Annotated in this window: 8 protein-coding genes and 1 pseudogene; 7 read left to right on the top strand and 2 right to left on the bottom strand. The window is 65.4% G+C overall.

The window, feature by feature from the left end; genetic code table 11:
• Positions 1 to 1,529: 1,529 nt before the first annotated feature.
• The 6 genes from ACNFIA_RS31750 to ACNFIA_RS31775 all read left to right on the top strand — a co-directional run bounded on the left by ACNFIA_RS31750 (position 1,530) and on the right by ACNFIA_RS31775 (position 9,207).
• Complete coding sequence (locus tag ACNFIA_RS31750; RefSeq protein ID WP_416790969.1) at positions 1,530 to 2,258, top strand: hypothetical protein; 729 nt, start codon at positions 1,530 to 1,532, stop codon at positions 2,256 to 2,258.
• Between the two features lie 318 nt (positions 2,259 to 2,576).
• Positions 2,577 to 4,424, top strand: a complete 1,848-nt coding sequence (locus ACNFIA_RS31755; protein ID WP_416790970.1) for a monovalent cation:proton antiporter-2 (CPA2) family protein — start codon at positions 2,577 to 2,579, stop codon at positions 4,422 to 4,424.
• Positions 4,425 to 4,447: 23 nt separating this feature from the next.
• Entirely contained in the window at positions 4,448 to 5,551 is a 1,104-nt protein-coding gene (locus ACNFIA_RS31760; RefSeq protein WP_259755011.1) for an AI-2E family transporter, read from the top strand.
• 11 nt (positions 5,552 to 5,562) lie between these two features.
• Positions 5,563 to 7,080, top strand: a complete 1,518-nt coding sequence (locus tag ACNFIA_RS31765; protein WP_416790976.1) for an efflux transporter outer membrane subunit — start codon at positions 5,563 to 5,565, stop codon at positions 7,078 to 7,080.
• Positions 7,077 to 8,201 (top strand): HlyD family secretion protein, encoded by a 1,125-nt coding sequence (locus tag ACNFIA_RS31770; RefSeq protein ID WP_416790971.1) that lies wholly within the window; start codon positions 7,077 to 7,079, stop codon positions 8,199 to 8,201. The genes ACNFIA_RS31765 and ACNFIA_RS31770 overlap by 4 nt, the downstream gene beginning before the upstream one ends.
• Entirely contained in the window at positions 8,191 to 9,207 is a 1,017-nt protein-coding gene (locus ACNFIA_RS31775; protein ID WP_416790973.1) for a DUF2955 domain-containing protein, read from the top strand. Before ACNFIA_RS31770 ends, ACNFIA_RS31775 begins: the two co-directional genes overlap by 11 nt.
• On the opposite strand, the gene ACNFIA_RS31780 is transcribed toward ACNFIA_RS31775, so the two are convergent.
• Positions 9,204 to 10,931 carry a SulP family inorganic anion transporter gene (locus ACNFIA_RS31780; RefSeq protein WP_416790974.1) on the bottom strand — a complete coding sequence of 576 codons (1,728 nt, stop codon included), beginning with the start codon at positions 10,929 to 10,931 and terminating at the stop codon, positions 9,204 to 9,206. The two genes, ACNFIA_RS31775 and ACNFIA_RS31780, sit on opposite strands and share 4 nt — an antisense overlap.
• 172 nt (positions 10,932 to 11,103) lie before the next feature.
• Between ACNFIA_RS31780 and ACNFIA_RS31785 the strand changes: the two genes are divergently transcribed.
• Positions 11,104 to 11,781, top strand: coding sequence for a MarC family NAAT transporter (locus tag ACNFIA_RS31785; RefSeq protein WP_416790975.1), 678 nt, complete (start codon positions 11,104 to 11,106; stop codon positions 11,779 to 11,781).
• 81 nt (positions 11,782 to 11,862) lie between these two features.
• Here the strand turns inward: ACNFIA_RS31785 and ACNFIA_RS31790 are convergent.
• A pseudogene (locus ACNFIA_RS31790) lies at positions 11,863 to 11,975 on the bottom strand (electron transfer flavoprotein subunit alpha/FixB family protein); the annotation flags it as partial.

Consider the following 11,975-nt stretch of genomic DNA (forward strand, 5'->3'; position numbering starts at 1 on the left):
TCTGACCGCTTCGATTTTGAATTCTTCGGGGTAACGCTGGTTGCTCATGGCACCTCCTGATGGGCCTCATTATGAGGCTTGGAGGTGTCTACGAAACTAGGGGCGATTCAACCCTCGCCTTTTAAGATACTCACTCTTTTTCAAACATGAAAACACTATGCAACTCGCAACTGTCTCAGAGTTTGGGTAATTTAGGGATATATAGAATCCTAAAATTACCCTGGTCTTCAAGCAAATAAGCATTGTAATCCAAGGTCGCTTATTTATTACTTTTCGCGTGACCGAATCCACCAGGAGAATATCAATCTGAGTGTGATCCATTTGCACAACCTCAATTGGGCTGTGCACTTTCCTACTGCCTGGCTTGGGCTTATATACCTCACTATTTTTTTCCCCGCCAAACCTTCGCAGGTGTCGTTCTTTTTCGCTCCTGCTATTTACAAATTTTCTGACTTGATAGTAGCTAGGGCATTTAATACTTTCCCTCTTAGATAGTATCTGAACCTTTCTGTATACGCGCGCGATAGAGGACTTTAGGCCCTTGAATGACTCATTGTAGGCCTCCTCTATTATTGTCAGAGATTCTTTTGAAACTTTGCGTAATCCCAGTGGAGCTCCAGGCTTCCTCGCGACAAGCTCACACGCACTGTCTGCCTGCAAGTACTTTTTTCGAAGGTCATATACACGACTTCGCTTTAAGCTGAGTAGTGTCTCTACTTCACTAATGGATATCTCGCCAGCCACCCACTTTCTCATTACCAAGCAAATCTTGGCAGCTCTATTTAAGCCTGCCAAAGATGCGCGACCACTACTCTGGCTAAGTGAGTCCTGCACATCCATTTCCGACTGATCAGAAAGCTTTAATCCGATGCTCAGACCATTGATAGAGATTAGCGTATCATCACTATGAAACGCATCAATTCGACACCCATCCTTAACAACCAACTGATTAGAATTCAAATCTTTCAACATGATGAATCTCATCGAATGAAAGAAATTCTCAGAAGGTATAATTCGAATCTAAAAAACATGCAATAAAATCAACTTAATGCGCCGTCAATATACATATAAATCAGCGCAAATCATGAATTACCCATGAATTGACACTCCAACGAAATCCAATTAACTCAACGACTTAGGGAAACTAAGTGAATCTAGAAAATTTGCTTTACTTGCAAGCACTCAGCTGCATATAAGAAAAAAGTATAAGCCACTGTACAGGCCACCCGCTCTCTCGATTGAGCAGGATTTAGATCGGCTACAAAGCCTGACAAATCCGTGCGATGAATTGGTGGATTTCCGAACGAACTATCTGGGAGGCAGAACAGAAATACGCTCAATTATCGAACGAAAAATAATATTCATTAAATTCAAACAATTAGAGGTGTCCGCTAATTCATCAACGTTTTCACCCGTTGTGCCTTTCCCATTCGATCGCCCCGATCTTCGAACAGCATTTGCCCAACGCCCGGCTATTCTTCTGAGCGTGCGGCCCGACGGCGTTGCGTTGGGCAATCAGGAGATGCTTCTTGAATCGGACTCGTCTGTTCGTCACCGCCAGCCTTTTACTGACGTCCTTCGTCGCTCACGCCGAAACGTCCGCGAGCTTTCTTCAGCAGCGCGTGTATGAACTACGCCGTGATACCTCCCAGCCAACCTGCGTGGAATGGCCGAACGGCCTGCCCGAGGGTGTCTGGGGCAACGGCGGCGACTATGTGGCCGATGGCGAACACCTGAGCGCCAACGGCGAGGTGCTGATCACCTCGGCGATCTACACGCCCACCGGCGTCCGGGTTTCCCACACGTTCTACAAGAACCGCGCGGCCTGCCAGGCGGATATCGCTCCGCAACCGGTCAGCGCAGCGTCCCGCGAGACCGGGCAAGGCTCCTACGTGGACCGACTGCAGCGCGACTTCGGCGCCCGCCTGTACTTCAGTTCCGCCGAGGCCGAGGCGCTGGTGAAGCAGATCAACATCGACTGCAAGGCGCCCGATGGCCGTCACCTGCCGCTGTACAACGCGCTGCTGGCGCGGCTGGACGAAGCCAATACGCCGGATGCGTGGATGGAAACCAGCGTGGTCAACACCGGCAAGAAGCTGCAGGTGTTCGACAGCGTGCGCCTGAAAAGCGGCCGGGAGCTCACCCCGCAACTGACCCTGGAAATCAACGAATACGGCGGTTACCAGACCCACGGCGTGCGTCCGCAGGCCCTGGCCAATGCCTGTTTTGGCACATACGGTCCCATCTGGAAGCTGTGAACCTCGTAAGTCTTTGAATCTGCTGGAATTGTATTTTCCATCGGCGGATCGGCCCGTAAGCTCCCCGGCCGGCAAAAAGCTACGGATCACCCATACTCAATGCACGCCGCACAGCACCCGCGAGGACGTCCAGGACCTTCCTCGGCGCGGCACGGTGCCTGACCGGTGCGTAGCAGAGACAAGCCCCCTGCTCTCTTTCTTTCAAGAAGCCCTGGGAGCAAGGGTGACGTGGCAGCCAGGAAGCGGCCGGCCGGGACATGCCCGCCGGCGTTATCGACAGGGCCGACGGCCCGCAAGGAACCACAAGAGGGCTGATGAATGCCACATGACGGGAGCCTGCTGCAGGCGACGGTAATTTTCCTGCTGACGGTCGTCATCCTCGTGCCCCTGGCGCAGCGCCTGAAGCTGGGCGCGGTGCCGGGCTATCTATTGGCGGGCATCCTGATCGGCCCGTCGGTGCTGGGCCTGGTCAGCCACCCGGAGAACGTCAGCCGGCTGTCCGAGATGGGCGTGGTGATGCTGCTGTTCATCATCGGCCTGGAGCTTTCGCCGCGCCGCCTGTGGATGATGCGCCGGTCGTTGTTCGGCGTCGGTTCGCTGCAGGTGGGGCTGACGGCCCTGGTACTCGGCCTGTTGGCCTTCGCATTGTTTGGCCAGACGCCGGCCGCCGCCGTGGTGCTCGGCGTGGGCCTGGCGCTCTCCTCCACGGCCTTCGGCCTGCAGGTGCTCGCCGAGCGCAAGGAACTGGGCAAGCCCCAGGGCCGGCTGGCGGTGGGCATTCTGTTGTTCCAGGACATCGCCGCGATCCCGCTGATTGCCGTCGTGCCACTGCTGGCCGGAAGCGGCGACCCGTCCGATGAGGGCGTGCGTCCGTTGCTCACGGTGGCCGTGGGCATCGGTGTGGTGGTGGTCGGCGGCCGCTACCTGCTGCGCCCGGTCTTCACCTGGGCGATGGGCTCGGGGCTGCGCGAACTCTCGACCGCGACCGCGCTGCTGGTGGTGCTGGGTACCGCCTGGATCATGGAGCACGTCGGCGTCTCCATGGCGCTGGGCGCCTTTCTGGCCGGCATGCTGATGGCCGAATCGCAGTTTCGTCATGAACTGGAGTCGCAGATCGAGCCGCTCAAGGGGCTGCTGCTGGGGTTGTTCTTCGTCGGCGTGGGCATGACCGCCGACCTCAGCCTGCTGCTCGGCGCACCGCTGCTGGTGCTGGGCCTGACGCTGCTGCTGGTGGCGATCAAGCTGCCGCTGCTGTTCGGCCTGGGGCGCTTCGCCGGCGGGCTGGAGCGCGCCGAAGCCCTCTGCCTGGCCGTGGTGCTCGCCTCCGGCGGCGAGTTCGCCTTCGTGGTGTTCAAGCTGGGCCTGGATCACCGCCTGCTGGACCCGCGCGTCCACGACCTGCTGGTGCTGGTCATCACCCTGTCGATGGCCGTGGTGCCGCTGGTGATGATGGCGCTGGCCCGCCCGTTGCGCGGCGAGGCAGCGGTGAAGGAGCGCCCGGACGACCCGCCGGAGGTCAGCGACGCACCCCGCGTGGTCATCGCCGGCCTGGGCCGCATGGGGCGCGTGGTCGCCAACCTGCTGCAGGCCCAGGGCGTGCCGGTGGTGGCGCTGGATACCTCGATGGACGCCCTGGTCCGCCAGCGCAAGGAGGGTCGGGTGCCGGTCTACTACGGCGACCCGACCCGCCCGGAAATCCTGCATGCCGCCAAGGTCGGCGACGCGGACCTGGTGATCGTGGCCACGGACGATCCGCAGATCAACCTGGACACCGTGGACGCCCTCTCCCGCCTCTATCCGCAGACACGGGTGATCGCCCGTGCGCTGAACCGCCAGCAAGTCCTGCAGTTGCTCGACCGGGGCGCCAACCCGGTGCGTGAGACCTTCCATTCCAGCCTGGAAATGGGACGCCGCGCCTTTATCGAACTGGGTGCGAGCGAAGAACAGGCCGAGGCCTGGGTGCGCCGCTACCAGCAGCAGGAAGTGCAATCGCTGCTGGAGCTGCATCGCCAGGGCCGCGACGACGAGCCGGGTGGCCGCTTCGACGACGATGGTGCCGGGCTTTCCGGCGTCGGTCCGCTCGCCGCGCAGCAGCCCCCCGGGCGGCAGTCTTCCGGGCTGCCGCCTCCTGAAAAGAACCTGCAAAGCGCCGAACCGCGCCAATGACCGTCCGGCCTGAGGAGAACACCATGCAACCCGGCTTCAAACTCGACGGCGCCCTGTCCCAGGGCATGCTCGACATCCTCATCAAGGCGGGGTTGGTCGCCGCCCTGGTGATCTTCTCCTTCGAGGTGTTCCAGCCGTTCCTCGAACTGATGCTGTGGTCGGTGATCCTGGCGGTCACCCTCTACCCGGTGCTGCGCAAGGTCAAGGCGCGCACCGGCTTGAAGGACGGCCACGCGGCGACGCTGCTGGTGCTGTTCGTCCTGCTCGTGCTGATCGTGCCGATCTACCTGATGGCGATGTCCATCACCGAATCCGCCGGCAGCGTCGGCGACATCCTCAAGAGCGGCACCCTGAACGTACCGGCGCCCAAGCCGTCGGTGGCGGAGTGGCCGCTGATCGGCCCGCGCGTCTATGACCTCTGGCTGGCGGCGTCCACCAGCCTGACCGACGTGCTGCGCGGCCTGATGCCCAATATCAAGGATGCCGGGCGCATGCTGCTGGGTGCAGCGGCCAGTGCCGGCGGGGCCTTCCTGCTGTTCGTCGGCGCGATCATCATCTCCGGGATCATCATGGCGTTCGGCGAAATGGGCACCATCGCCGCGCAGCGCATCGCCATACGCATTTCCGGCCCGGAACGCGGCCTGCACATTGCCGCGCTGTGCACCGCCACCATCCGTGCGGTGGCGCTCGGGGTGATCGGCATCGCCTTCATCCAGATGCTGCTGATCGGCATCGGCTTCGTGATCAAGGGCATCCCCGGGGCGGGCATTCTCGCGCTGATCGTCCTGGTACTGGGCATCGCCCAGGCGCCGGCGACCCTGGTCACGCTGCCGGTGATCATCTATGTGCTGAGCACCGAAGGCTTCACCGGCGCAACCATCGCCTTCTCCCTCTATATCTTCGTCGCCGGCCTCGCCGACAACGTGCTCAAGCCGTTGCTGCTGGGCCGCGGCGTCGACGTGCCGATGCCGGTGGTGTTGATCGGCGCCCTGGGCGGCATGGTGGTCAAGGGCATCATCGGCCTGTTCCTCGGCCCGGTGATCCTGGCGGTGACCTACAAGCTGTTCTGGCAATGGGTCGACCAGCAGGTGCCGAAGCTGGACCAGCCGGCGACACCCGGCGAGTGACCCCGCTCGCCATGCCCGAGCGCGCCAGACGCTGCAGCCTGCTCGTGGCCGTCCTGCTGGGCGGCTGCACCCACGGGCCGGACTTCCAGACGCCGCCGTCGCCGTGGCTGGACGACTGGCGCACGCCGTTGCTGGAGCAGGCCGGCAAGCGCGCTGCCGCGCCGGACTTCAGCCGCTGGTGGACGGTGTTCGCCGACCCGACCCTGGATGCCCTGATCGCCGAGGCGGATGCGCACAACACCAGCCTGCGCGTGGCCGGTTTGCGCATCGCCGAGGCGCGCGCGCAGCTGGCCATCGCCCAGACCGGGCGCTACCCGCAGTTGCAGCAGATCAGCGCGGACAGCCTTTACCTCAAGCAGAACCAGCACGGTGCCCCCAGCGCGCGGGACTCGGTGTTCTGGCAATCCAGCATCGGCTTCGACATCGGCTGGGAGATCGACTTCTGGGGGCGCTTCAGCCGCGCCATCGAGTCGGCGGATGCGGTGTATTTCGCCTCCCAGGCCAACTACGCCGATGCCATGGTATTGCTGCGCGCCCAGGTCGCCGACACCTACTTCGGCCTGCGCACGGCGGAAGCCCGCCTGGACATCGCCCGCGAAAACGCCAAGCGCCAGGAGCGCAGCCTGGAGATCACCGAACGGCTGTTCCGCCATGGCGAGAACGACGAACTGGACTGGCAGCAGGCGCGCACCCAGTACCTGGCGACCCAGGCCACCATCCCCGAGTTCGAGAACCAGGTGAACGCCCTGCGCAACATCCTCTGCGCCCTCCTCGGCCGGCCGCCGGGCGAGATGCCCGAGTTGCTCGCCCGGCATGGCCAGTTGCCGATGCCCACCGGCGCGATCCTCCAGGACGTGCCGGCCAGCCTGCTGCAACGCCGACCGGACATCCGCGCCGCCGAGCAGGCGGTGGCGGCGCAGTCGGCGCTGGTGGGCGTCGCCGAGGCGGACCTGTATCCGTCGCTGAGCCTGATCGGCAGCATCGGCTGGAGCTTCGTCTCGGCGCACAACCTGCCCGACAGCTTCAACCTCGCCGCCGGGCCGAGCATGATCTGGAACCCCTTCGATTACGGTCGGCGCAAGAACGCCGTGCGGGTGCAGGATGCGCGCCTGCAGCAACTGATCGAGCTGTACCAGCAGGACGTGCGCAACGCCGCGCGCGAGGCCGATGACGCCGCCAGCGGGCTGGTGCGCTCGTTGCAGAGCGCCGGGATCCGCGAGCAGGCCTCGCAGGCGGCGCAACGCTCGCTGAACCTCGCCAGCTCCCAGTACCGCGAAGGCTTCGCCGACTTCCAGCGGGTGCTCGACGCCCAGCAACTGCTGCTGCAACAGCAGGACGGCTACCTGGTCAGCCGGGGCAACGCGGTCAGCAACCTGGTGGCGCTGTACAAGGCGCTGGGTGGCGGCTGGGACAGCCAGCGCGCACCCATCGACCCGGCCACCCGGCAACAGATGCAACAACGCACCGACTGGGGCGACCTGCTCGACGAGCCCGCCCCGGCCGCCACGGACCAAGGACGCCCGAAATGAGCGACACCCCCGCCCCGCCGCCCTCACCGCCCTCCGCTCCCGCCCCCCGTGCGTCCGCGCCGGACCGGGGCATGCGCCTGGTGCTGCTGCTGATCGTCGTCAGCCTGGTCTGGTACCTGCTCGCCGACCGCTTCACGCCCTACACCCAGCAGGCGCGATTGCAGGCCTACGTGGTGCCGGTGAGCGCCGAGGTGGCCGGCCAGGTGAAGCGCGTCGCCGTGGGCAACAACCAGGAGGTGCGCAAGGGCGACGTGCTCTTCGAGCTGGACCAGGAGCAGTACCGCATCGCCCTGCAGCGCGCCGAAGCCGACCTGGACACGGTGCGCCGGCAGATCGGCGCGAGCACCGCCGGCATCGACTCGGCCCAGGCCGCACTGGCTGCCGCCCAGGCCAACGAGCGCAAGGCCCGGCAGGATGCCGAGCGCCTGCAACGGCTCTACCAGGAAGACCCCGGCACCGTCTCCGTGCGGCGCCTGGAGAGCGCCCAGGCGACCCGCGAGCAGGCGGCCAGCCAGGTCGCCGCTGCCCGCGCCGAGGTCGAGCGCGCCCGCGAACAGCAAGGCGGCCACGACGAAGACAACGCCCAGTTGCGCAGCGCCACCGCCACTGTCGCCAAGGCCCGTCTGGACCTCGCCCGCACCACCGTGCGCGCCGACTCCGACGGCCTGATCACCGACCTGCGCACCGACGTCGGCCACTACGTCGGCCCCGGCAGCCCGATGATGACGCTGATCGCCATCCACGACCTGTGGATCAGCGCCGACATGACCGAAAACAACCTCGGCCACCTGCGCAACGGCACGCCAGTACTGGTGGTGCTCGATTCGCTGCCCGGCGAGCTGCTCAAGGGGCACATCCGCAGCATCGGCTACGGCGTCAGCGTCGGCCAGGGCACGCCGCCCGGCTCGCTGCCCACGGTGCAGAACAGCCGCGAATGGCTGCGCTCGGCGCAGCGCTTCCCGGTCATCGTCGAGCTGGACCGCGACCAGCTGCAAGGACCCGCAGGCCTGCGCGTGGGCGGCCAGGCGGAAGTCATGGCGCTGCCCAGCGAAGGCAACCCGCTGAACCTGCTCGGCCGGGCGTTCATGTGGCTGATGAGCTGGCTGTCGTATGCCTATTGAGCTGCGGCGCCGCCGCGCGCTCCGGTTGGCCTGGGGCACCGCGCTGTGCCTGGCGGCCAGCTACGGCATCGGCCTGCCGATCCCCTTTCTCGCCCCGGTGCTGACCGTGCTCCTGCTGGCGATGCGCGCCCAGGCCCTGCCGCTCAAGGCGGCACCGGCGCTGGCGGTACTGGTGCTGCTCAGCTGCGGCGTCGGCCTGCTGCTGATTCCGTTGCTGCGCCACGCGCCGCTCAGTGGCGTGCTGCTGGTGGGCGTCGGGCTGTACGGCGTGTTCCGCTACGCGCTGCGGGGCGGCAACGGCCTGCTGGCGAACCTGCTGGTGATCGGCCTGACCATGATTGCCGCCGCCGGCACCAGCGATTTCACCCTGGCGTTGTCGGTGGTCGCGGCGCTGGCCAAGGGCATGTTGCTGGCGGTGCTGAGCACCGCCGTCGCCCATGCACTGTTCCCGGAGCCTGCCCATGCGCCCTCACCCCCTGCCCCGCCGCTGCCCAGCGAGGACGACGCCGCCTGGATCGCCCTGCGCGCCGTGCTGATCGTGATGCCGGCCTTCCTGCTGGCGATCATCGCGCCGGACCGCTTCATGCCGCTGATCATGAAATCGGTGAGCCTTGGCCAACAGGCCGGGGAAACCCGCGCGCGCCACGCCAGCCGCGAGCTGATCGGTTCCACCCTGCTCGCCGGCGTGCTGGCGATCCTCGTGTGGGGCGCCCTGAGCCTGTTCGTGCACCTGTGGATGTTCTTCCTCTGGGTGCTGCTGGCCACCCTCTGGCAAGGGCGCCGGCTCTACGCCGTCGTCGCCACCCGCAAGAGCCCGGCCTACTGGGTGAGCTGCCTGACCACCGTGCTGATCCTGCTCGGCCAGTCGGTGGCGGACAGCGCCGGCGGCCAGGACGTCTACCGCGCCTTCGCCGTGCGCATGGCGCTGTTCCTCGCGGTGTCGCTGTACGCCAGCGGCATGCTCATCTGGATCGACCGCCGCCGCGCACGGGTTCGTCCGGCCTAGGGCGTCCAGTCCACCCCGGAATCGGCCAGGTAGGCATCCACCGCCGCGCCGAGGGTCGGGTGGAACGCCGATTCGCCCAGGCCCTCGAACAATTCGAACTGCTTCATCTTGTCCTTCACCGGGTCCTTCATCTCGGCGAACTGCAGCTCCACGCCGCGCTGCTCCAGCACCTTGTCCAGCTCGGCGAGCATGTCGGCGGAGGTCACGTCGATACTGGTCACCGGGCTGGCCGCGATCACCAGCCGCTGCACCGGCGTCGGCGAGTCGTCCAGCGCCGCCAGCACCTGGTTCTGGAACTGCTCGGCATTGGCGAAGAACAGCGGCGCATCCCAGCGCAGCAGCACCAGGCCAGGAATGCGCCGGGCATTCGGGTAACGCGTTACGTCATGGTAGCCGCGCACCCCGTCGACCCGTCCGAGCACGGCGTGGTGCGGCCGCCAGCCGTCCCAGAGGAACTCGATCACCGAAATCACCACGGCGATGCAGATGCCGGGAATGGCGCCGAACACCGCCACGCCGACGAAGCAGCTGATCGACAGCCAGAACTCCCACGGTTGCATGCGGTAGATGCGCTTGAGGTCGGCGAATTCGAACAGCCCCAGCGCGGCGGCGATCACCACCGCGGCCAGCGCGCTGTTGGGCAGGTGCTCCATCAGGTTGGGCGCCACCAGCAGGAGCAGCGTGACCGCCAGCGCGCCGATGATGCCGGTGAGCTGCGTCTTCGACCCGGCCGCCTCGGCCACCGGCGTGCGCGAGGAGCTGCTGCTGATGGGAATGCCCTGGAACAGCCCGGAGGCGACGTTGGCCACGCCGAGGCCGAACATCTCCTGGTTGGGGTTCACCGGCGTCTTCAACCGCGCCGCATAGGTGCGCGACAGCACGCTGGTATCGGCGAAGGACACCAGCGCCACCGCGACACCGCCGAGCACCACTTCCAGCAGATCGATATCGCTCACCCACGGCAATGCGAACGACGGCAACCCCTGCGGCAGCTGCCCCAGCACCTTGACGCCATGGCTGCCGAGGTCCAGCAGGCTTACCGCCAGCGTCGCCAGGATCACCGCGATGAGGATGCCCGGAATGCGCTTGTAGGGCTTGAGCAGGAGGATCAGCACCAGGCTGCCGGCGCCGACGGCGAAGCTGGTCCAGTTGGCCTTGCCCTCCAGCAGCGCCTGGCCGAGCTGCCAGAGATCGCGCAGCGGCCCCTGGCTGTCGATCTTCAGGCCGAACAGCTTGGGCAACTGGCTGATCAGCACCGTGAGCGCGATGCCGTTCATGTAGCCGTAGCGGATCGGCTTGGACAGCAACTCGGTGATGAAGCCCAGGCGCAGCAGGCCGGCGATCATGCACACCGCGCCGGACACCAGCGCCATCAGGCTGGCGATGGCGATCGCCCGCTGCGGGTCGCTCGCCGCGTATTGCACCACCACCGCGAGGATCGGCGCGGCCAGGGCCGAATCGGGCCCGAGCACCAGGATGCGGCTCGGCCCGAACAGCGCGTAGGCCAGCAGCGGAATGATGGTCGCGTACAGCCCGTAGATGCCCGGCACGCCGGAGGCCTCGGCATAGGCGATGCCCACCGGCACCAGCATGGTGGTCAGCACCAGGCCGGCGGCCAGGTCCTTGGGCAGCCAGCTCGCCTGGTACTGGCGCAGGGTGACGAGGCCGGGCAGCCAGCGCTGCCAGTCGAAACCGGAACGGGATTGCGGCGAGGTGTCGGGCATCGGGGCATGGCTCCAGGCGAGTACGGCGCAACGCGAAGCGCAGCGGCAACGTATCGCTCTATAGCGTAGATCAGCACCCGTGGCGACGCGGCGTGGGCACGCGCCCGGCGCGCGGAATCCGATTCCGCACCTACACTTGCCCCAGTCAATCGCCCCGGAGCACCGCCCGCCCATGAGCAGCCTGTTCGACGCCATCCTGCTGGGGCTGCTCGCCCTGCTGCCGCTGATCAATCCACCGACCACGGTGGCCCTGTTCCTCGCGCTGTCCCAGGGGTTCAGTCGGGAAGAGAAGAACCAGCAGGCGCTGCTCACCGCCTGCTACGTGTTCGTCATCATGACCCTCACCTACTACATCGGCGAGTTCATCATGGGGGTGTTCAGCATCTCCATTCCCGGCTTGCGCATCGCCGGCGGCGGCATCCTCTGCATCATCGGCGGGCGCATGCTGTTCCCCGCCCCCATGCCCTCCCGCGAGTCCCGCGAAGAGATGCCCGAGCGCACCAGTTTCGCCTTCATCCCGCTGGCCATGCCCAGCACCGCCGGGCCGGGCACCATCGCGATGATCATCAGCTCCGCGGCGAGCATCAAGCACAGCACCAGCTTCCCGCAGTGGGTGATCCTGGTGGCGCCGCCGCTGATCTTCCTCTGCACCGCGCTGATCCTCTGGGCCTGCCTGCGCGCCTCGGACCTGATCATGAAGGCCACCGGCAAGTCCGGCATCGACGCCATCTCGCGGCTGATGGGCTTCCTGCTGGTGTGCATGGGCGTGCAGTTCGCCATCAACGGCCTGGTGGAGGTCGCGCAGACGCTGATAAACAGCAACGCGCACCTTTTGTTGCCGCAATCGTGATGGCCCGGCAGAGCCCCGCAGGCGCGGGCCGCGCCCGCGATCGCGCGCATGGCGCGCTCCTGCAGGTCCGCGAATGACGGATCAGACGGCCTTTTCCAGCTCCGGTACGGCTTCGAACAGGTCGGCGACCAGGCCGTAGTCGGCCACCTGGAAGATCGGCGCCTCTTCGTCCTTGTTGATCGCAACGATCACTT

The organism is Pseudomonas sp. NY15437, from assembly GCF_048068435.1.
Taxonomy (GTDB): domain Bacteria; phylum Pseudomonadota; class Gammaproteobacteria; order Pseudomonadales; family Pseudomonadaceae; genus Pseudomonas; species Pseudomonas nitroreducens_B.

Excerpts from the sequence above, each read along its gene's own strand:
- ACNFIA_RS31765 (WP_416790976.1), top strand. The coding sequence starts at position 5,563 with ATGCCCGAGCGCGCCAGACGCTGCAGCCTGCTCGTGGCCGTCCTGCTG.
- ACNFIA_RS31785 (WP_416790975.1), top strand. The coding sequence starts at position 11,104 with ATGAGCAGCCTGTTCGACGCCATCCTGCTGGGGCTGCTCGCCCTGCTG.
- ACNFIA_RS31770 (WP_416790971.1), top strand. The coding sequence starts at position 7,077 with ATGAGCGACACCCCCGCCCCGCCGCCCTCACCGCCCTCCGCTCCCGCC.
- ACNFIA_RS31780 (WP_416790974.1), bottom strand. The coding sequence starts at position 10,931 with ATGCCCGACACCTCGCCGCAATCCCGTTCCGGTTTCGACTGGCAGCGC.
- ACNFIA_RS31760 (WP_259755011.1), top strand. The coding sequence starts at position 4,448 with ATGCAACCCGGCTTCAAACTCGACGGCGCCCTGTCCCAGGGCATGCTC.
- ACNFIA_RS31755 (WP_416790970.1), top strand. The coding sequence starts at position 2,577 with ATGCCACATGACGGGAGCCTGCTGCAGGCGACGGTAATTTTCCTGCTG.
- ACNFIA_RS31775 (WP_416790973.1), top strand. The coding sequence starts at position 8,191 with ATGCCTATTGAGCTGCGGCGCCGCCGCGCGCTCCGGTTGGCCTGGGGC.